Origin of the sequence: Ktedonosporobacter rubrisoli (genome assembly GCF_004208415.1) — a bacterium.
Classification (GTDB): Bacteria; Chloroflexota; Ktedonobacteria; order Ktedonobacterales; family Ktedonobacteraceae; genus Ktedonosporobacter; species Ktedonosporobacter rubrisoli.
On sequence record NZ_CP035758.1, the window covers coordinates 10,470,429 to 10,491,298 of the forward strand.

Genomic DNA, 20,870 nt, shown 5'->3' on the forward strand with positions numbered 1-20,870 from the left:
CATGCTCGGACGGGATCTTTACGATCAGGACCCCATTGTAGCGGTTTCTTAAATGACTTTCAAGTCACCAGAAGCTCTAGCCCCAAAATTCCTATTAAGAATTAAGTAGAAATGCTTATACTTTCTATACTGTATTGTTCGTCAGATGTGCTGCAGTAGGAAGTGCCCTATCCAAATGTGCTATGGTGACTGGATTTTAGGAGCAATATGTTATACTGCCTCTGTGCGTTTCAACATATGCCGTATTCTGAAGTCCAAAGAAGTATGTTGTACATTGGGGGCTGCGATGGCTTTACAAGAAGAACATGGCGAACAGACTCAGCAAAGATGGCTGTCCCGTTTTTCACAGGAACGGAAGAGCCTCTCTGCTTCGGTGGAAGAGGCGCTTAATGATGATGTTGCCCTGGAGGAGGAGGAAGAGTGGTCGGAGGAGGTTGAAGAGCAGAAACCGTCTGCTCGGGTGACGCGCAAGACTGCGATTATTCCGCCGCGTATAAGTCTGCAATCCATAATTATGCCTGCAGTGCAACCTGGTGATACGTCCAGGGTGAGTGCAGAAGCTCACGCGACAGCCACCTCTCAGGCAGTTGATGCGGAACTTTCTCCCTCGCTGGAGGCCGGACTAAAGCAAAAGGCCGAAGGGGAGCAAATTGCTGCCCAGGAAGCGCAAAATGTGAGTATGCTAACGCGTTTTGCGCAGCGTATTGCTTCTTCTTTAGGAATGTTCGGCTATTCTGCGCAATCTCAACAAACGCCTGTTGAAGAAAAAGATGCTGGATCACAGGAGCTAAAAGCGGTATCCTCCGCGGCTCCTACAATTACGAAAGAAATAGAGACGATTAAGGATAAATTCGTTACCAATATAACCGATTATCGTGTGCCTTCAAGGCCGGCCAAAGAGGCTTCACCGCCTGCTCCTGGTAGGTTACGTCTTGCTGGACATACGGCGAAGATCCGCCTGGAGACGGCGCAAATTCCTGCTACTCCTAAGCCTACTGAACAGAAAAAAGTTGAACCTCGGACCGAAGGCCCACACGAAGCGGCCCGGGATGAACGGGCTACGAGTCAGCACCTTCCGACCCCCGCTATGCTCCAGACCCTGCAGCAGAATAATGCAGCAGGGAGCGAGCAACGTGCTGAGAGCCAGGCAGAGTCACAGTTTGCCAGCGATGTTGGCGAGCGTCAGCCATTTCTCTCTCGCGTTGGGCGGATCGAGGATGAGGTAAGGTCTGAGCATATGCCTGCATTCTCTGTAGCGCCCCAGATCGAGCGAGATACAGAGGAACGCCTACCGACACCGGCCCTCTTACAGCAAGAGGAGCGGGCGACGAGCGAGCATCTACCCATTGTTGTTGAGACAAAGGATAGAGGCGCTTCTCCAGCTCCAGGCTCCATGGTCGGCTCCAGTATAGTTGAGGTTGGACAGTGTGACGTAATGGTCGAGGATAAACGCGTGACTAAAGCGAGTGTGGTCCTGGTGACGCTTACTTCGAATCCTGGTCCGGTTGTGGTGCAGTATGTGACATTACGCCCACAGGAGGGATTTACCGTCCATTTGACTGCTCCTGCCACTATGCGAGCACCTTTCAACTATGTGATTTTTGCCGGGGAACTTGTTTGAAGTTCCCTCCGGCTTCCCTCGCCTCTTTTCCTTTTTGTGGAGCTGTTTTTCTGCACCAGGCTGCTATGCCTTTTGAAACCACTCAAGAAAATGCTCAGCTTCCTCGCTATCTGTGAACGTGTCGAAGCCGCGCAGAAAGCTGGTGCTAGCATGGTAGATGAGGCACAGGTCTGGTCTCGAACAACTTGCGCAAGCCGGACAGGCGGGGCGCTACCTCATGTCTAGCGCAGACTCAAGAAAGCTCTTGTTTAAGTAGCTTTGCCTGTTCACACAACCGAGAAATGCTTGGCAATGAAGTCTGTGCTCCGCCTCGTAACGTGATGATCAGCGCTTGACATAGAGCAACTTCGCATGATAGTATTCAGGCACCGTATGAAGAAAGCCAATAGCAAGGAAAGATCATAAAGCTGATGGTATTCCTACAACAGACATCTGTTGCCAGCGTCATCGCTCATTTTCCCGCTGTAACCGCGCCGCATGGGGCGCACTAGCGAGAGAAGAGTGAGAGAAGAGACTACTATGCGAGAGGCACAACCATCCGAGACTGTGATGATAGGACCTGCCTTTCTGTCCTGATACTCCTCCCCGTTTTTTTCCTTCTCCGGTAATGGAGCATATCTTTTCCGCACCGCGCACCCTCCCCTACACAAGTATTCAGACACGGATCACCTCTTCCATTTGCGCGCGAAAGGATTGCTATGCGTCACTATTCTCAAAAGCTCCTGGCACTTTCTCGCCAGCGCTTTCTTCTGATTAATCGCAACTACACCATATTGTGGTTGGGAAGCACTATCTCGCTCGTCGGTGACGTTCTTTTTATGACCGTCCTTACTTTGTGGATTGGAACGCTCCTTCAGAACCAGAGTTATGCACCGCTTGCCATAAGCGGCATAGCGCTCTCTGCCGCCCTTCCCGCCCTGCTGATTGGCCCATTTGCAGGGGTGTTTGTGGATCGCTGGCACAAGCAAAAGACGATGCGCGTCATGGATGTGATGCGGGCGCTCCTCGTGCTCTCTCTGCTGCCCTTGCTCGGACCCGATCCGCTTCCGTTTCTTTCGGCACCGACTTCGGCGTTGTCCCTACTCATGAAGCTTGGGGCAACGTATCTGGTCGTCGCTGCTACGTCTAGCCTGAGTCAATTCTTCAATCCATCTACTAAGGCGCTTCTCGGGTGGATTGTACCAGAAGAGAAGCTTCCCCGAGCCTTTGCGCTGACCACAGGCACAGCTATGATTGCCTGGTCTTTTGGTTCAGCGCTTGCGGGCATATGTTACGCCTATCTGGGAGTGCGTTTGGCCATTACCTTGAATGCAGCATCGTTCATCTGCTCCTGGCTGCTCATAGGCTGCATGCGTGTGTCAGAACCAGCAGCGTCTCTCGTAATCCAAAAAGAGAGACTCCATTACGTCTTCAAGGAGCTGTGGGAAGGGTTACGCTGCATCGAAGAAAAGTTGCTCTTGCGGACACTTTTGCGTGCAGAAAGCCTTCTCGCGTTTGGGTTAGGCATTATTAACACCTTGGCATTCTTCTTTATCACGCAAAATTTGCATGTCCCCTTGAATCTTTATGGTCTTTTCATCAGTGTGCCCTCACTTGGAGGCATAGTTGGGATCTGGTTCGTTGGGTGGTCTGTGACAAAGACAGGACATCTCAGGGTTTATTACACAGCAATGTTGCTCGCTGGGATCGCCATGATTTTGATAGCGCTGCAAAGTCAGCCGCTTCTCGCCTTGATCGGCATGGTGCTTAGCAACATTGCCCAAAGTTGTGCCGAAGCTCTCGTTGGCCCTTTGCTACTGAGTGCTACGCCTGGAAGGATGGAGGGTCGTGTCTTTTCCACCTTTGGAACTGCGACGACTACCTGTTCTTTGCTCGCAACGTTTCTGAGTGGGTATCTTGGGAGCACTCTACTGCAGACAGTTGCTCTCCATTTTTCTGCCATCGATCTCAATGCAACAAGCCTGCTCAATATCTGTGCAGGCATGGCCTTGATTGCAGGTGGGTTGTACGTCTATCGGCATCGAGATCGGTGAGAGGAGCAGAGATGTGGCTTTCTCACGGATACGGCAAGAAACCCTCTCGCTGGCAATCCGCTAGTAAGCAGGTAAGAAGCGCAATGTGCCATCGATCTCAAGTTGAAGGATGCTAGCTTCCCTTGCTGCATGATAGAATATCACCGTAGAAGAGTTAACGGATCTTTGGTAAAGAAAACTATTCTTTCGCTTGATAGTCCTCTTTCGCATGTAGCAAATGAAAGGATTTTCTATGCAGTCACGTGATCCCGCCCTGATTGAGTTTATCGAGTTTCTTGATGGTGCACGCCTTGTTTCCTCAGTTCAAGAGCAGAAGCGTATCACTGCCGAAATGCTAGCTTTGCAATCTGGCGAGAAGGTGCTTGATATCGGCTGTGGCACAGGAGATGATTTGTGCGATATGGCTCCCCTGGTCGCTCCTGCTGGTCGCTGCGTGGGTGTGGACCTGAAAGAGGGCATGATTGAAGAGGCGCGCACACGAGCCAGGCAGAAGAGGCTTCCAGTCGAGTTCCTCCAGGCAGATATCTATACGCTTCCCTTTGCCGATCAAACCTTTGACGTGGCCCGCGCTGAACGTGTATTTGAGCATCTCCAGCGCCCTGTGCAAGCCTTGCAGGAAATGATACGCGTGACGCGCTCTGGAGGGCGTATTCTGGTGGCTTCTCCCGATATGGATACGAATCTGATTGATCATCCCAACCGCCAGATCACGCGGAAGATTCAGCACTTTGAGTGCGACCGGCGCCCCAATGGGTCGGCGGGACATAAACTCTATGGACTGTTCTGGGATGCCGGTTTAACTGACCTGCAGGTTCGGGCTGTTGTGCATACTACTCTTGACTACAAGGAAATGCTCAGCTTCCTTGATATCCGTGAACGTGTCGAAGCCGCGCAGAAAGCTGGTGTTATCACAATAGATGAGGCGCAGATCTGGCTCGAACAACTTGCGCAAGCCGGACAGGCGGGACGCTACTTTATGTCTACCAATCACTATGTTGTCTATGGGCGCAAGCCATAAACTCGCGCCGAACTTGTTAGAGGCGTGCAATCCCTCTGTGCGCCTCTATATGAGGATGGGGTACGATCTTAGCGATTTTGTGCAGTAAAAGCAACTTGTTGCCATTTCTCCTCTTATAGGAAATCTCCTAACTTCTTTTTTCTCTAAACTGATAGAGCTTTCTAGTCAATTACTCCCGCCTGAAGGCAAGGAGCTTGTGTCTAAGTTCCATCGCAACTCTGCATATCTCGAAAGACGTGCAGCTTTGATTTCAGCACTTGACACATCAGGGCTCATTGACAAAGAGCCCGTACTTGCCCAATCTTGTCGAGCAAGTAACGTGCGCATCATGATATTTCTGGCCCCCACTAAGTCAGCATGCAGAGTGTAATGGCAGTTCTGACAGACAAAGAGCAAGCCGTTGTTGGGGCGGTTCGCATCAGCAGTATGACCACACAGCGGGCAAGCCTTGCTGGTGTAGTGAGCGTCTACCTTGATCGCCATACTGCCCTGCAAGAGGGCTTTGTAGGCAATCATGCTTTGCAGTTCAGCAAAGGACCATTTGCAGGAGGCGGCATTGGCCTTGCGTTGCTTCCTGCTCGCTTTCTTGCCCCGTTTGCGTCGCCTTCGCTCTCGAATGTCCGTCAGGTGTTCCAGACCGAGAAGACTGTGGGGAGAGGTTTTTACGATGTGTGCAGAAACTCGATGATTGGCGTCTTGCTTGAGCCGTCTCTCTCGTCCACTAATGGCGACCAGTCGCCTTGTCGCAGAACGAGTGCCTTTTTTCTGAAGACGCTTTCTCAGTCTCGCATAATGGGTGGCTTTGGGGACAATCCCCTTGCCAGAATAAAACGAACAGGCTCCCTTCGTGTCACTGGTCACGGCCAGATATCTGATGCCGACATCCACCCCGACAATCCCCGTCAGGGTTTGCGCCATGGGGTCAGGGACGTTGATGTGGAGAGGAACCAGCAAATAAAAGGTTTTCCTGGCTTTGTCATACCAGAGTTTGGCAGCGCCGATCTCGGCTCCATGCTGAAGCAGAGCCACGTGCCTTTCATAGCCGCTATAGGCAAGGATGATGCGACCGTGCAGGGTCAACACACTGACGTGCTGATCCTTCTTGAAGGAGTAGTCTTTGCCATACTGGTAATCAAGGGTGGGAGAGACATACTTGGGTGGCTGATCCAATCCCTTGTAGCGTTTCTTAGTGTGGTTTGCCTTGCGGTGGGTAGCATTCTGCTTCACTTTGCTCCAAAGGGCTTTATAGGTTGCTCCGACTTGTCTGGGCACACTACAGGCCATTTGCGAAGGCAGATGAAAACGACTCCGCAAGACGTCATAGGTGCCTTCTTGCAGTTTGACCTTATTGCTCATTTTGTCATGTGCAAAGGCGTAGTGACTCACGTAGTTGAGCGAGTCCCGATAGGCCAGTTGTGTGGCACGCAAGGCGGCAAACTGTGCTGGGGTGGTCTGCAATTTGAGTTTTGCGGTAATCACGGTTTTCATGCACTCTATTCTCTCAAATGTTCACAGAGGTGTCAAGAGGAAACATCTTGATGAACGAACAGAGGTTCCACTCACCTCCTGCCCCAAACAAGGAACGCCCATTCCTCCTCTGTCTGAAGGCGAGAGGCATCCTGGGCCGTTTCTGTGAACTTTTGCGCGCGATTCTGCTACTCATTCTCTAGAGAAAGTCAAGAAATCAGTGAGGAAGTATGCTCTGGACAAAGCGAGTGAGAGGACGTGGAATCTTTGATACCACAAGAGGTTGGCTGGATGGATAATGAAGCAAGTGCCGACGACGCCCAACTGGTCAAGCAGATCGCGCGCGGAGACCGGCAGGCCCTTGCTGAATTGTACGTACGCCACCAGCGTGCACTTTTCGCCTATCTCCTCCAGCTCACGCCTGACTATGGTCTGGCTGAAGAGCTGCTTCAGGATACGCTGGTGGCCGTTTGGAAAAGCGCGCGGGGTTTCGAGGGACGTTCGAGTGTGCTCACCTGGCTTATCGGCATCGCTCGCCGCCAGGCACACAACACGCTGCGCCAACGCAAGATTCCCTTCACTGATATTTCAGAACTTGGATATCTGTCAAGGCCAGGACTGGAGCCCGAGGAGCTCGTTCTGGCAAGCGTGGCACGGGAAGAATTGATCAAGGCTTTTCATCTGCTGGCCCCTGTCCATCGCGAAGTTCTGCTGCTAATTTTTGTCCAGGAGTTGTCCTACCAGGAGACTGCAGCTATCCTGGAAGTCCCTGTTGGCACGATCAAGAGCCGTCTGAGCAATGCCAGGCACGCATTACGCGCGCTCCTTGACAGGAAGGAGGATGCAAAGAGATGACAACACCAATCCCGGAGGATAGTACACATGTCGTGGATGTTTTGCCAGACTACCTGAATGGGCAGCTCGATGCTGCCAGCACCAGGTTGGTACGCGAGCATCTTGTATCCTGTGAGACCTGCCAGCTCGAACTAGCAAGCTGGCAAGCGATTAAAGGAGCAGCTAACAGAATGTTTGCCCTGACTCCATCACCCTCTGCTCATCTGATGCAACAGGTCTGGGAGAAGATCGACGCCCCCCGAGAAACACAGATGAGCCAGCATTGGCGTGCGGTCAGCAGGCTGCGCCGGTTCTGGCTGGTTTTTCGCTCACAGATTCCGCTTCTTCACAAAAGCATCTGGGTGGCCTCGGCCCTGGTCTGCCTCCTTGGCCTGATCCTCACGCTGCTCATGAATCCGCAGACTCTTGCGCAGAAGCAATCGGCGGGGGACCTGCTGGTGCTCTTCATAGTGATTGCTGGCGCTTCAGGGAGCGCGTTTATCTCTGGCTCAGCGGTTGATCCCGGTTTTGAACTGACCATCGCGACGCCCACCTCGCTACGCCTTGTAATGCTCTGCCGCATGGTGCTTGTTCTGGGCTATAGCTTCCTTCTGGGGCTGCTGGCCTCAGCCGTCTTCGCAAGCGTGTATGGAGGTGGCTTGTGGGGATTTGTGCAACTCTGGGTGGGGCCGCTGCTCTTTCTTTCATCACTCTGCTTGACGATTTCGCTCTTCGTCAGCTCAATCTTTGCCTTGATCTGCACTGCGGTGATCGAAGCCTTGCAGACTATTCCCGCCAGGCTCACTCACCTGCTAAGCTTGCCGCTGCCTGAACTGGTACTCAACCCAACCAGCCCGGCGCTTTTCATCGGAGCGTTCCTGCTCATCGTTTTCGCTGTGGTTTTTGTGCCAGGGCAGCCCAGGCCGGGCACGCTCTAACACTTTTTGTCTCAATATCACGTCTCTCTGGAGGCAATATGCTTTGCGATCGTTTGCGCTATGAACTGCGTTTGCTCGGCAAGCAAGTTTTTCTTACTCCTCTTCTTGTCGTGATTGGCTTCGCTCTGTTGCTGGCTCTTGTCAATCACGATGTGGATAAGGTGGCTCAGTCGATGGGTGCCAGCCTTGAGGTGTTGTTGCCTATGACTGCCGGTGTGGTTGTGGCAACCATCGCGATCTATGACCGGGCGCTTGAATTGCAGTTAACGATGCTATATGCATACTACAGCACTGCGACAATGCGTTTTCTGTTCATCTTGCTCTGGAACGCCCTGGTCTCCTTACTGACCAGTTACTTGCTCTACGTTTTCCATCTCTGGCGTTTGCCCGTACAGATTGCCCAATGGAGCCAGCCCTGGCAATTTCTCACCTGGCAACTGAGCTGGCTCTCCTCAACACTCTGGCTGGTTGCTCTTGGCCTGGTGCTCTCGCAGCTTCTTCGCAGTCGCTCGGCCAGCGGCGCGCTGATTTGTGTGCTTTCTATCGCCGAACTGACCTTCCACCACATGATGGACCAGGACCCCTTGTATCATCCAGTCTATCTCTTCCCGCTGACGTATTCGCCTGAGGCCAGCTACTGGCTTACGAATCGCTTCGAGCTGCTCATCACCGCGGCGGCCTTACTCATGCTGGCCTGGTTTCTTTTGCGTATTCCAGAGCGCTTGCTCTCACATGCGCCCGGCGAAGAGTGAGATAAAGAGAGAAATAAAAGGAGCACAAACACCTATGAACTCATTGAAAATGGCCTGGGGAGCGCTACACTACGAGTTTCTGATGCAGGTCCGCCGGCCCACGCTCTGGCTGACGTTTCTCGGCTTCGCGCTTTTGCTGCTCAACCGCTCGCTCATTGGGGGCATGATTGCCCTGCATGCGCCAACGCTGCAACTGGCGGCTCTTCTGGCGCTGCTGACCAACTGGCTGGCTCCGCTGGGAGTTGGCATCTTTTTGGCTGATCGGCTGCCACGCGACCGGCGGCTCAAAGTGGAAGAGCTCTTAAATACGCTCTCGGGTACGATTCGCATGCGCATGCTGAGCAAATACCTGGGAGCCACGTTAGCCACGCTTCTCCCGGCTTTCCTGCTGTACCTGCTCATCCTGGGCTTTGCAGTCTGGCAAACCGGCAATTTTCTCCTGATCCCTCCAGGCATTGTTTGCTATGCAGTGATTGTTCTGCCTGGTATGTTCTTCGTCTCAGCCTTCTCAATCGCCTGTCCTGCGGTGATCTGGGGGCCGCTCTACCAGTTCCTTTTCTTTGGTTATTGGTTCTGGGGCAATCTGTTGAGCCCTACTTCTGGCCTGCCCACGTTGAACGGGACGGCCCTGACTCCCATCGGTACCGTGATAGACATCAGCTTCTTTGGCATTTCATCCATGCGTGGAGTGGCTGGGCCGTCCTCTCCCTTAAACGGTGTGGCCAGTATCGTCGCGCTGCTCGGCCTTGCCATCCTGGCTCTTGTGGCGCTTTTCAAGTTTCTGAAATGGCAGCAGGCCCGGCAGTAAGATAAGTCCTCTCAGCGAGATTATTGATCCATTTACAAAAGGAGCGAAAAGCTATGCATATCACCATCAATCAGCTGAATAAGGTCTATCGCGGTGGAGTTCACGCCCTGACCGATGTAAATATGGTGATCCCCAATGGGATGTTTGGCTTGCTGGGACCCAACGGCGCGGGCAAGACCACGCTGATGCGCATTCTGGCCGGGATTCTACGCCCCAGCGGCGGCGGCATTCAGGTGGGCGCGTACAACGGGAACAGCGACCGGGGCCGCATCGCCATCAAGCGCATTCTGGGTTATCTGCCGCAGGACCTGGGGATGTATCCCGACCTCTCCGCGTATGAATTTCTTGACTATATCGGCATTCTCAAGGGTATGGACGAGCGCAAAAAGCGAGTAGCTCGCGTCAATGAGTTGCTCGAACTGGTCTCGCTCTCCGATGTCGCCAGTCGCAAGATCAAAACCTTTTCAGGCGGCATGAAGCGGCGCGTCGGCATCGCTCAGGCCTTGCTCAATGATCCCAAACTGCTGATCGTCGATGAGCCAACGGCGGGCCTTGATCCAGAGGAGCGCATTCGTTTTCGCAACCTGCTCTCGGATCTAGGGGGAGATCGTATCGTGCTGCTCTCCACGCATATTGTCGAGGATATTGCTCAGACCTGCCGCAATCTGGCGATTATGAACAAGGGCCACATCACCTTCCAGGGAAGCCTTAGCGAGCTTGCTTATGAGGCGCGTGGCAAGGTTTGGATGGTTACGACCAGCGGCCCCAAGCCAGAGGGAGATATCACAGTCGTCTCCACAATGAATATGGGGACGACTGTGCAGTATCGTGTAGTTGGCGAGCTTGCTAATCCGCAGAAGGCGATCTCCGTCGAGCCGAGCCTTGAGGACAGCTACGTCTGGCTGATGCGCGAGAAGCGCATATCGGTACCGGCGGAAGCGCACTAAAGTGCGGGAAGGAGAAGGATTTATGGTACAGTCCATTGGAAGTTGCACATTGAGTGCTCCCCGGGTTGGCATGGACGCGCACACAGAGCTATTGAGGTTGCGCCTGGTCCCTGGCTGGATTATTCTGCTTGCCGCGCTGTTTAGCCTCTTTGCGGTGAGCTGGGATATTCAGTGGCATATAACTGTCGGACGCGATCGAACCCTGACCATGCCGCACCTCTTTATCCTGGGGAGCATCACCGTCATGGGCCTCGCGGCTCTTGCTGCCGTCCTTATCGAGACGATATGGGCGCGCCAGAGCGTATCGGTAGCCCGGGAAGGCACTCCTTTTGCCAGAATGTTCTCAAGTTCGCTGGGCGCTTACCTTGTCGGCTACGGAGCCCTCGATGCCGCGATAGCTTTTCCCTGGATCAATACTGGCATACGCTCTATGGCGTTGATGTCTCTCTCTGGGCGCCATTTCATATCATGGTGCTGGTAGGGGTTTGTGTGGTTTGTCTGGGCGTAAGCTATATGTTAGCCGATGGTGCCCAGATGGCCGCCGAGCAGGGAGCGCGAGGAGCTGAACGGGCCGGCTATATCGGGGCGATGCTGGCCTGGGCGACGCTTTTGGGAAATCTCTCCTTTCTCCTGCCGAATGCTCTCACCACAGGATATCTTGCTTTGGGCAATCTGATCTTCACGGTGTATCCGCTGCTACTCGGTGCATTTGCGACGTTTGTTATGATGATAGCTGTCCAGGTGCTTCCCTGGCGAGCCGCGGCTACGAGTGTAACCGTCGTCTACCTCCTCTTTGGGTTGGTCAACTACTTGCTTATTCCTCTACTGATGACGCTCAATCTTCAGCTTGAGCAGCAGTATTTGCTTCCACACGCCTCGACTGTTTCTTTAATAGGCTTGGAGTGGCAGTACGGGTTGCTCATCCCGGCTGTGCTTCTGGATGCCATCGCCTGGCTTACGCGGCGCGCAAAATGGCCGCCCAGAAGGGCAAATAGAGTGACGTTCGTGGTTGCGTCAATTAGCATAAGCCTGGCGGCCCTTCTCTATCCATTCTTTATTCGTTCCGCTCAGGAACAGAGCGATCCACTGAGTAAAATGAATGGTCCAATCGCTGCTGCTCAGTTGCAAGCTTCAAGCAATCTACCGCATTCGAGCATTGTACTGGTTATAGCGCTTTCATTGCTCTTGGGCCTGCTGGGAATTTGGGGAGGAAGCTGGTTGGGCGCTGGCATTGGCGAGTTGATGCGGAGGACGAAGCGATGAAAATGAAAAAAGGTGGCAAATGGCAGCAGTGCTTGCTTGCACTGAGCATACTTGCGCTGATCTTCTTGCTGGTTGAGATCGCTGTCTCCATTGCTGCAACCCAGCATGGAGACGCGCCGGTGCGTGTTGAGCACGTGACGGCTGGCCCTTACCGCTTCACCGTGAGCCTCTACGACGATCCAGCCCGCGCCGGTTTTGCCTTGCCTTTCACGATAGTGCCGCAGGGACCAGTGCACGGGACTTTGCGCTATCAGGTGACTTCTGTTCCAGTAGGGACACTTTTGCCGGAGAATAAAGTTAAGATGGAGGGAAATCGTCTTGCCACCCTTGTCAGAGATAGCGTTAGCGCTGATCCACAGGTGCCGGGAGGCGTGCAGGGAGCAGCCGAGATCACCGTGCAGGGACTATGGAAGCTCCATGTGCTTGTCGATGGACCGGCTGGTCAGCAGGCATTCGATGTGGCCGTCACAGCCACGACCCTACCTCCTATACCTATCTGGTCGGGCTGGCTTATCGGTTTTATTCCTGTATATGGGATCGTTGTCTTCCTGCTAGCACAAATGAAGCACAAAGGCCAGCGCGCACCGCTGCCCGCCAGCCGGGTGTAACCTGAATCTTAGTCTGTCTCTATCGTGGCAATGGGTCCAGGGTCTATAGCTCTTGCTAGTAAGAAGCTTTTCGCGTCTTGCCAGGACGTCTAATGGCAGCTTACTAGCTAGCGGCCTGCGTTTAGAAAAGTGATATACTGATGGAAACCGCTTAGCTCATTCTAAGTATTGTTGCCCCGTTCATCTGCGCTAAGTCTGGAACCTGAAAGGAAACGCTATGACCTTATTTCCCCAACATCGCCCTGTTACCCTGGCCCGTCGCGGCGTTGTGGCTGCCCCTCACTATCTGGCGGCTGAAGCGGGCCTGGATCTGCTTAAAGCAGGCGGAAACGCTATTGACGCCGCAATTGCAGCCAGCGCAATGCTGCAGGTGGTGTATCCCTTTGTGTGTGGCATTGGCGGTGATGTCTTCATGCTGATTTATGAGGCTAAAAGTGGAGAACTGTATGGCTTAAATGGCAGTGGGCGGTCCGCACGCGCCGCCACGGTTGAGCGTTACCATGAACTGGGATATACAAATATGCCAGTGCGTGGTATTCATACGGTAACCGTCCCTGGTTGTGTGAGCGGCTGGGGAGAAGCTGCCCAGCGCTTTGGCCGCCTGGGCCTGGCCCAATCTCTTGCTCCGGCTATCTCCTATGCCGAGGAAGGGTTTGCAGTTGGCCCCGGTTTGCAGACTGCTTTAGGCGTGATGCAGGCAATTCCCGAGATCCATCGTTCCTGGCATACCCACTTCCTTCCTGACGGCACGCTGCCCCAGATCGGCTCAATCATGCGCTTTCCCACCTTAGCACGCACCCTGCGCGCCGTCGCCAAAGATGGGCCTGAGACGTTTTACCGTGGTGAGGTTGCGGAACAGATAGCCGCCTTCTTTGCCAGTGAGGGGGGCTTGATTACGCGCGAGGATCTGGCCGCGCATCGCAGCGACTGGGTAAAGCCGCTCAGCGTGCCTTTTGCCGACCTGCAAATCTACGAGTTGCCGCCCAACACCCAGGGCGTTACCGCGCTGCAGATGCTTGGCATGCTTGATCGCCTCACGCTGGGCGCCGATCCGCTGACAGCAGAGACGGTCCATCTGGAAGTGGAGGCCAAGAAGCTGGCATTTGCCGATCGTGCGGCCTATCTTACCGATCCCGCGCACATGCGCATTGATCCAGAAGCCCTTATTGATCCGGCTTATCTTGCGCGCCGCAGCGCTCTCATCGATCCCACAAAGGCCTTACCATCCGTCGATCCGGGCGGTTTTACCGGAGATACTATCTATCTCTGCGCTGCCGATCGTGAGGGTAATATCGTCTCGCTGATCCAGAGCAATTATATGGGCTTTGGCAGTGGCGTTGTCGTCGATGATGCCGGCATAGTGCTGCAAAACCGGGGCGCATATTTCTCGCTTAACCCCAGCGCTGCTAACGTTCTGGCTCCGGCCAAACGTACTTTGCACACCTTGATTCCTTCGCTGGCCTTGCGCAATGGGCGACCGGCCATGGTTTTCGGCACGATGGGTGGCGATGGGCAGCCCCAGACTCATTTGCAGGTTTATACAGCTGTGGAACGCTTTGGCTTGAATATTCAGCAAGCCATTGAAATGCCGCGCTGGGTGCATGGCGGTACGCATAATCCGAGCGGTAAGAGCGAAACGTTGCAGGTAGAGAGTCGTTTCCCTGCCGAAACTATCGAAGGGCTGCAACGTCGCGGCCATGTCATCGAGCAGCAAGCTGCCTGGTTTGCAGGAATGGGCTATGCTCAGGGCATTCTCTTCGATCCAGAGACTGGCGTGATGCAGGGAGGCTCAGACCCACGCGCGGAAGGCGTTGCCGCCGGATGGTGAGAGCTACCATGCATGAGCTGGTTGTGAGATTGGAAAAGAGAGTCCAATGCTGTCAGGCGCGTGCCTGGCAGCAGTTTTGACGGCATCCCAGCTTATGTGAAGTGGGTCTGGTGGGCACTATGCGACAAAGGCTAAGCAGAGCTATAATTCGCCCTTGACCTCTTTCTCCAGACGTTTAAAAAACTCGGCCATGTAATCGTAGCGTTCGCGCGCCAGATGTTTGCCCGTAGCGGTAGTCATACGCTCGGGAAGATCGATGAAAAGCAATTGAAACTCGATACTTGGGGAATAATCAGGACGGCGGCGCAGCTTACGGATGGTAAGAAGATCAACCGGTTCGCTTACGTCAGCTGGCAGCGGCGAATATATTTTCTGATTATAATGGCCGGTAATGCTGTAGAGGCGACCGATGCCGATGGCGCCCAGGGTATCGATTTTATCGGCGTCGTAAAGAATGCAGCCCTCCAGGCTCTGTGGCCTGGTTCCACCTGTCAGGCGATGGTCGCGAATGGCTTGTTGGACGGCAGGAATGGCGTGCTGAGGAAAGGCAGTATGCATAAGCAGGTCTGCAGCCATGGCCGCGCTAATCTGGGCATGATCTCCGCCGTGTTGGCGCTCGCGTGTCTGCCCAACATCATGGAAAGCGACTGCAGCCCAGATTGTTGGCAAGTCGCCCCCTTCGTGCCGCTGGATCGTATCGGCCAGCGCCATAGTTCGCACAATATGGTCATAATCGTGGGCGGCATCCTTGCTCTCTTCTCGCTCAAAGGTCTCTTTTGCTAATCTCAACAGCCAGCTACGCAGTTCAGTCAGTGTATCTTGCATTAGTGATGAATCTGTCCTTCTGCTAAAGGCAACGTCAGAACGAAGCGGCTGCCTTCGCCGGCAAGGCCGCTGCTCTCAACATGAATGGTCCCGTTGTGAAGCCGTAGGAGCTCTGCAACGACATACAAACCCAATCCGACGCCCCTTGTCTTGCTAAGTTCAGTGTTGGAGGCACGGTAAAAGCGCTCAAAGAGGTGCTCCTGAGCTTCGGGTGGAACCCCGATCCCTTTATCGGTGACACAAGCCTCGATGATCATGCTTCCATCTTCGCCAGGACGCTGAGCCAGAGAAACAGTAATAGGGCCTCCGAACGGACTATATTTTATCGCATTTTGCAGCAGGTTGGCAAAAATCTGCAGCAAGCGCGCGCGATCGCCATACACCAGGTAAGGATGCTCTGCGGGCTCAATAACGTAGCTTATCTCATGTTGCGTTGAGGTTGTGCTCTGGGCGGCGACAGCCTGTTTGACAATCTCGACAAGATTTATCTCTTCCAGCGTCAGGGAGATTTGTCCACGGTTCAGGCGCGTGACCTCCAAAAAAGTATTGACAATATTGGTAAGCTGGTGGGCCTGCAGGCCAATGATTGTGGAGCTTTCATTCAGTTTGTCGCGCAACCCTGGATCAAGCTCGGCAGCCTTGCGTAACGTACGGGCTATCATCTGGCTATGCGCGAGAATAACCGTCAGCGGCGTGCGAAATTCATGCGCGGTGATAGCAAGAAATTCATCCTTGAGCGCATTTGATTCGCGCATAATAGCCTCGTTGTTCCGTGCTATCTCTGCCTCTTGTTGCCAGCGAGCCTGCTCAAGTGCCAGCCCGGCAAATTGAGCTATGCCTTCGGCAACGGCGATATCCCATACGTTAAAAGCTGTAGGCTCAGGGAGCAGTGCGGCAGTTGCACCTCCTACATGCGGTGCTGAGGTGCGATCAAGCACCATTGCTCCCAGCAAGCGACTATTATGGGTAATAGGAACCGCAAGAATCATGGTATTGAGAAACTCGTCTGCTTCTTCGGGGCATTGCTCAGCGCTTACCAGCGTCGTGTAGCCGTTGACTAATTGCTCGCGAAAGCCTGCGTAGTGCTCGCCAGACGGCTCTAGCCAGCGTTTCTGGTCCTCAAGCCACTGCTCCTCCTCCTTATCTGAGAGGCCAATAGAGAGGAGCGGATTAAAGATGTGCTCTTCCTGGTCGAAGATTTCGACGACGCCGCGGGCGCAATTGAGCGTACTCATCATCATTACAAGCAGGCGATGCAATATATCGGTGATATCGGTAATGCCAGAGATCTCTTCAGCCGCGTGCAACATAGTATCCAGCGCGCCGCGTATACGTCTTTCTATGCGGACCTGTTCCGTGACATCGCGAAAGGCGCCGACGATACCAATCTGCTGAGAGGCTCTATCCAGGAGCGGTTCTACATTTACTTCAAGCGTACGTTCTGAGTTGTCGGCTCGCCGGGTGATGAAGCGTTCCCCCGGATATGCGCGCCGCGCAAAGCGCGAGCGAGAGGAAAATCTTCGGGAGGGATGAGCTGCCCATGCAAGGTATAGATTGGGTGGCGCTGCAAGAAAGCCGAAAGCGGCTCCTTAGTCTTCACTGGCATATCCACAAAATGGGAAGCCGTGCGATTGCTCATAATAATCTGTCCTTCCTGGTTAAGGACAGTAATGCCTTCGGACATGGCGTTAAAGACAGCTTCCAGAGTATTGGCGTGTTCGGTAGCCAGGGCTGCTGCCTGTTCGACCTCAGAGAGAATGCGCGCTTTCTCTATGGCCAGTGCGCATTGAGCAGCTATATCGCGCGCGTAGGCGTATTGGCCGGCCGAGATCTGGCGGCGAGAGCGCGGATAATTGGCAAAGGCAAAACCCACACAGCGCGCCTCTTCATGGGAAAGCTTTCCCGTCGCAAACTGATATCCATTTTGGCTGCGTGCCCCCACAATTAAGGGCACGATGATCACGTTTTCCATGCCGAGCTGCTGGAAGCAGGCTTTTTCGCCCTCCTCCATTTGATCGCCAGTGATAAAAAGTGATGAGCTTTGTAGAATGGCCTCCTGGCAGTGAGGAAGGTCGCTTAAAAATGGCGTAAAGTTGCTAAGCTGTGAGGCGGGAGCAGAAAGCTTATTAGTGTTCACCAGCGTGAGCATGCTATCGTCATCCAGCAGAGCTATTGTTGCTCCTACAGCTTCTAAGCCGCTCTCAAGGTGCTCTGTGGCAATCTCTAAGACTTTTGTGAGATCCTCGCCAGAGTTAACCGCCATGGCTACCTTGTAAATGGATTGAGCGCGCTCGATCAGACGTTCCGCGCGCTTGCGTTCGCTCTGAGCCTGCTGATACAAATGGGCGTTATGAATGGCTATGGCCGCCTGTTGACCGATAGCGCGCGCGAGCTGCTGTTGTTCTGCGGAGAAGTGGCAGGTTTCTCCGGGATTATCGAGGGACATCAAGCCTAGTGGCTGCCCTTCGCGGATAAGGGCCACGAGTAAAACTGAGCGTGCCAGAAACTTATCGGCGATGATACGCATAGTCGGGCTGGTTACAGATTGAAGATCCTCCAGGGCTAAAAGATCATTTGCCTCGAAGAGACGCGGGATAATCGGATCATTAAATGGCAAGGGATTACGGCGCCACACTCTATCTGCCGCCTGGATATCTTTTCGATTTAAGCTTAAACGTTGTGCAGAGAGATGATATGCTGATGGAAGAAATAATGAGCGCGTTTCATCCAGAAGCCAGACGGCACATCGTTCAACCTCACAAACCTCTGTTGTTCGTCTTACCAGTATTTGTAAAATATGCGTAGGATCGAGCGAGGAAGCCAGCAACTCTGACAGTTCTCGCAAAAGTTCACTTTCACGTAACGCATTCAGTAATTGTAAGCGTTCCTGATTGCCGGTGAACAAAGGACTCTCACTTGGCATAGGCTTAACCTCTTGTGGGAGATAAGACCGCTATATAGCATAGATAATCAGGATATACTTTTGCTATTTGGACGAGTTTTAGCGATGCCCAGGTTTTAGTACGAGGTGCTTTTCCTAATTGAATTACAGTGTAGCAGATCAGTGCAGGCAGCGTCAAGAAATTGACATATAAAAAGGTCCTATCTGTTTGTGTTACTCGATGAACATGCTATAATATGTTCATCTAAACGATCAAGCCATAGAATGTCCCGTCGAGAGGCAAATTTCAGCGCGGGTACGCATACATGCTACGAATAAGGGGCCCGGTTCCTTCTGGAATGTGAAGAAGAGGTAGGCCTTGCTAAGAGGATCTGTGAAGAAATGGCTTTGAGTATTGGCATTAGCTCTGGTAAGGGCTGCTGGAAGACCTGCCTGATAGAGGATGGACGCGTGCTAGATGCCTCCTCGTTTGAAGATGCAAAATCAACTTTTACACATATAGAGCAACTCTGTGCCTGGTACCCCGAACCAATTATTGCCCTGGCCTCTCATCTTGCCACCCCGTTTTGTCAGCTAAGCACGCTATCTGAAAACGCCTCGCAACTTTTTTCAGCATTTCCTCACTCAGCTGACGAAGAGAGGGATGGATTCCCACAATTTCTTAGCGCTCTTAGCTCGATCAGCCTTACGAGTTATGGATTGCCCGATATCAAACATCTTTTCAGTGTCCCTGTCCATCGTAAGCTGTATCGCAATCCTATGGGTGACGCTTCGCTGCTTTGCTCGGTTGCGACACTGCTGTATAGAATGCGCTTGCGTGATGCTCCCTGGCCGCAGATGCGCTTCTATTTCCTGAGCATTGACGGATCTACCAGAAATATCGCCGTCGTTGAAGATGGTCGTATTATTGACGGTATCGGCAAAGATGCGCGACTTCTGCAGCCAGCCGTGCAAGGACTGCCAGAAGATGCGGAGACGCTTGCCCAAGCTTTCTGGGAAAGTCTGTCCCAAGATCTGGCGGGGCTCATGGCAATTCATCATCTTGAAGATATTGTGCTTAGGGATGATAGTGCACATGCTGGGCACAATAATTCCGCTGAGGCGGCTCTTGAACACCTGGGCCACCTGCATCAGATCTATCTTTTCCCAGATGATGAGCCAGCAACGCACGGCTTTGAAGTTGCCTTCGGAGCTGCTCTTCTTGCGCAAGGCCTACATTATCCTGGCCTGGCGGCTGAAGTGGTTGAGCGCTTACTTTCTCCCCGAACGCTGGCGCAGCAGTTCTATCACGACGATGAGCGCTGATCCAGCCAGGACGCCAAGAAGAGTACTGCTTTTGGAAGGGCCACTATAGGGGAGCGTCTGCTCTTGCTTAACCTGCGTTTGCTTGCTAACTTTGTCCTGCTTTGCTTCTTTGTCTGGCTGTTTACCATGAGCTGTTGAAGCGCTCTCGTCTTTGCTGGCCTGATGATTGTTCTGGCCTTGCTTCTCCAATGCTGCTCGCTTGCTCTGGCCTTCCCGTGTGCGGATGCTAACGAACGTGCCAAGATCGTTAGGGAGCGGATGTACTTTTTCAAAGAAGAAGGCATTTACCTCGGCTCCCAGCATAAGGATCACGGCAAAATAGTAAAAGAAGAGCACGAGGATGACCGCAAAGCCAATTTGCCCTGCGTACCCACCCATAAAGTGAGCTGTATAGAGGGGGAAGACGATAAGAAAGATATCCAGCGCGATGGCTGAGACGAGGGCCCCGCACCAGCTATTTCGCAAGCTCATGGGCTGGTTAGGGACCACGAAGAAAATGGCTTCAAAGAGAATGAATGCAGCAATCAAGCCGCCGAGAATTCCGCCCAGGCTAAAAAGGAGATTGAGGCCCGGTATTGTGCCAAGAGGAGTGTGCTCTAAAACTGAGAAGACAAACGTCGGACCAGCGGAGGCAAAGACCATGATAGGAATGAGAATAATAAACAGGATCAGCATGCCAAAGGCCATAACGTTTTGCCAGAGTATGTTGCGTGGACGCAGGCGGTAAATAAGGTTCAAACAGCCTTCAAGCGTAATAAAGAGTCGCGAGCCGCCAAAGAGGGCGAGAAGTATGGCGATAATGAGCAGGATGCCGGCGTTTTTTCGTATCTGTTCAGTGGCCAGGTCTAGAGCTTGCCGGGAAGCCGCGTTGGGCAATATACTAGCGCTCTGACTGGTAATGTTATGCAAGAGATCCGGGTTGTTTCCAAGAATCAAGCCGAAAATACCCAGTATGGCTATACTGATTGGGAGCATGGCCATAAGTAAGTTATAGGCTAAGAGGCCTGCTAGATTCATTGACCAGTCATTGTTAAATTTGGTAATGAAAAGTTGTAGTGGGTGAATATCTTTAGTGATGGTCTTAATAGGAGGTGAGGATGAGGCCTCTTTTGCTATTTTCTCTACTTGGCTTTCCATCATAGCCTCCTCCTATGCTACACTTAACTCATGCGAATAGCATTCCAGTCCAGGTAGAACCGAGCGTTTAAGCACTTGTTTCTTCTCTATTTATGTGAAATCCTATAATATAATGTACGCAAGAGCCTGCTATTTCGTTTCAAATCAATAGCTGGATCAGCTACAGGCGGGCCTTATTTCTGCTTCGGTATTGTTGACGTTCAGGAATAGTAGTAACATGGACTGATAAGATAGCATTGTATAGTATACAATTATAAAGAAGCACGTAAGTCTGGAAAGAAGTTTATGGGATCACGCTCATCAAGATCGCTACCATCTCTGCTCTGGGATGCTTTGCGTATAGGAATACGTACAATCTGGAGAAGCACTGCTAATCCTGCGCGTCCGCTCCTGCAGCGTCAACAGGCCCTATCAGTGCTGGGTCTTCCGCTCAATGCCACGTCGGAGCAGATCAAGCGGCGCTATCGTACGCTTGCCAAGCGCCATCACCCGGATCGAGGCGGTGATCCGGAGCAGATGCGCCGCATCGTTGCCGCCTACGAATTGCTGATGAAAGAGCCGTCGATCTAGCCCGGAAACATCCC

The 20,870-nt window shown here is 52.9% G+C and carries 19 protein-coding genes; 14 read left to right on the forward strand and 5 right to left on the reverse strand.

Features of this window, described 5'->3' with window-relative positions; all coding sequences use genetic code 11:
- Nucleotides 1-286 precede the first annotated feature (286 nt).
- The 3 genes from EPA93_RS44790 to EPA93_RS44800 all read left to right on the forward strand — a co-directional run bounded on the left by EPA93_RS44790 (nt 287) and on the right by EPA93_RS44800 (nt 4,672).
- Nucleotides 287-1,621 carry a hypothetical protein gene (locus tag EPA93_RS44790; protein WP_129893779.1) on the forward strand — a complete coding sequence of 445 codons (1,335 nt, stop codon included), beginning with the start codon at nt 287-289 and terminating at the stop codon, nt 1,619-1,621.
- Between the two features lie 698 nt (nt 1,622-2,319).
- On the forward strand, nt 2,320-3,654 hold the full coding sequence (locus EPA93_RS44795) for an MFS transporter (RefSeq protein ID WP_129893780.1): 1,335 nt from the start codon (nt 2,320-2,322) through the stop codon (nt 3,652-3,654).
- A gap of 232 nt (nt 3,655-3,886) precedes the next feature.
- Entirely contained in the window at nt 3,887-4,672 is a 786-nt protein-coding gene (locus tag EPA93_RS44800) for a methyltransferase domain-containing protein (RefSeq protein ID WP_165423810.1), read from the forward strand.
- 165 nt (nt 4,673-4,837) lie between these two features.
- On the opposite strand, the gene EPA93_RS44805 is transcribed toward EPA93_RS44800, so the two are convergent.
- Nucleotides 4,838-6,160: an RNA-guided endonuclease InsQ/TnpB family protein gene (locus tag EPA93_RS44805; RefSeq protein WP_129893782.1), complete on the reverse strand. Its 1,323-nt coding sequence runs from the start codon at nt 6,158-6,160 to the stop codon at nt 4,838-4,840.
- Between the two features lie 270 nt (nt 6,161-6,430).
- Here EPA93_RS44805 and EPA93_RS44810 point away from each other — a divergent pair, with 270 nt between their 5' ends.
- The 9 genes from EPA93_RS44810 to ggt all read left to right on the forward strand — a co-directional run bounded on the left by EPA93_RS44810 (nt 6,431) and on the right by ggt (nt 14,117).
- Nucleotides 6,431-6,994, forward strand: a complete 564-nt coding sequence (locus tag EPA93_RS44810) for an RNA polymerase sigma factor (RefSeq protein WP_129893783.1) — start codon at nt 6,431-6,433, stop codon at nt 6,992-6,994.
- A complete protein-coding gene (locus EPA93_RS44815; protein WP_129893784.1) occupies nt 6,991-7,911 on the forward strand; it encodes an anti-sigma factor family protein in 921 nt (306 codons plus the stop codon). The genes EPA93_RS44810 and EPA93_RS44815 overlap by 4 nt, the downstream gene beginning before the upstream one ends.
- A gap of 38 nt (nt 7,912-7,949) precedes the next feature.
- Complete coding sequence (locus EPA93_RS44820; RefSeq protein ID WP_129893785.1) at nt 7,950-8,663, forward strand: hypothetical protein; 714 nt, start codon at nt 7,950-7,952, stop codon at nt 8,661-8,663.
- Nucleotides 8,664-8,697: 34 nt separating this feature from the next.
- Nucleotides 8,698-9,471 carry a hypothetical protein gene (locus EPA93_RS44825; protein ID WP_129893786.1) on the forward strand — a complete coding sequence of 258 codons (774 nt, stop codon included), beginning with the start codon at nt 8,698-8,700 and terminating at the stop codon, nt 9,469-9,471.
- A 53-nt stretch (nt 9,472-9,524) separates the two neighbouring features.
- Complete coding sequence (locus tag EPA93_RS44830; protein ID WP_129893787.1) at nt 9,525-10,418, forward strand: ABC transporter ATP-binding protein; 894 nt, start codon at nt 9,525-9,527, stop codon at nt 10,416-10,418.
- A gap of 22 nt (nt 10,419-10,440) precedes the next feature.
- Nucleotides 10,441-10,899, forward strand: coding sequence for a hypothetical protein (locus EPA93_RS44835; RefSeq protein WP_129893788.1), 459 nt, complete (start codon nt 10,441-10,443; stop codon nt 10,897-10,899).
- A 32-nt stretch (nt 10,900-10,931) separates the two neighbouring features.
- Complete coding sequence (locus tag EPA93_RS44840; RefSeq protein ID WP_129893789.1) at nt 10,932-11,681, forward strand: hypothetical protein; 750 nt, start codon at nt 10,932-10,934, stop codon at nt 11,679-11,681.
- Nucleotides 11,678-12,289: a hypothetical protein gene (locus EPA93_RS44845; protein WP_129893790.1), complete on the forward strand. Its 612-nt coding sequence runs from the start codon at nt 11,678-11,680 to the stop codon at nt 12,287-12,289. The genes EPA93_RS44840 and EPA93_RS44845 overlap by 4 nt, the downstream gene beginning before the upstream one ends.
- 217 nt (nt 12,290-12,506) lie before the next feature.
- A complete protein-coding gene (gene ggt / locus EPA93_RS44850; RefSeq protein WP_129893791.1) occupies nt 12,507-14,117 on the forward strand; it encodes a gamma-glutamyltransferase in 1,611 nt (536 codons plus the stop codon).
- A gap of 141 nt (nt 14,118-14,258) precedes the next feature.
- Here the strand turns inward: ggt and EPA93_RS44855 are convergent, their stop codons facing one another.
- The 3 genes from EPA93_RS44855 to EPA93_RS44870 are packed head-to-tail and all read right to left on the reverse strand — an operon-like array spanning nt 14,259 to nt 17,865.
- Nucleotides 14,259-14,942, reverse strand: a complete 684-nt coding sequence (locus tag EPA93_RS44855; RefSeq protein ID WP_129893792.1) for an HD domain-containing protein — start codon at nt 14,940-14,942, stop codon at nt 14,259-14,261.
- On the reverse strand, nt 14,942-16,408 hold the full coding sequence (locus tag EPA93_RS44860) for a sensor histidine kinase (RefSeq protein WP_422877912.1): 1,467 nt from the start codon (nt 16,406-16,408) through the stop codon (nt 14,942-14,944). The genes EPA93_RS44855 and EPA93_RS44860 overlap by 1 nt, the downstream gene beginning before the upstream one ends.
- Nucleotides 16,366-17,865, reverse strand: coding sequence for a GAF domain-containing protein (locus EPA93_RS44870; RefSeq protein ID WP_129893794.1), 1,500 nt, complete (start codon nt 17,863-17,865; stop codon nt 16,366-16,368). Before EPA93_RS44870 ends, EPA93_RS44860 begins: the two co-directional genes overlap by 43 nt.
- Nucleotides 17,866-18,225: 360 nt before the next feature.
- Between EPA93_RS44870 and EPA93_RS44875 the strand changes: the two genes are divergently transcribed.
- The gene (locus EPA93_RS44875) at nt 18,226-19,149 is read left to right on the forward strand and encodes a DUF1464 family protein (protein WP_129893795.1); all 924 of its coding nucleotides are present in this window, start codon (nt 18,226-18,228) and stop codon (nt 19,147-19,149) included.
- Here EPA93_RS44875 and EPA93_RS44880 read toward each other — a convergent pair.
- Entirely contained in the window at nt 19,096-20,289 is a 1,194-nt protein-coding gene (locus EPA93_RS44880) for a YihY/virulence factor BrkB family protein (RefSeq protein WP_129893796.1), read from the reverse strand. The two genes, EPA93_RS44875 and EPA93_RS44880, sit on opposite strands and share 54 nt — an antisense overlap.
- A 282-nt stretch (nt 20,290-20,571) precedes the next feature.
- Between EPA93_RS44880 and EPA93_RS44885 the strand changes: the two genes are divergently transcribed.
- Nucleotides 20,572-20,856, forward strand: a complete 285-nt coding sequence (locus tag EPA93_RS44885; RefSeq protein ID WP_129893797.1) for a J domain-containing protein — start codon at nt 20,572-20,574, stop codon at nt 20,854-20,856.
- Nucleotides 20,857-20,870: the final 14 nt, after the last annotated feature.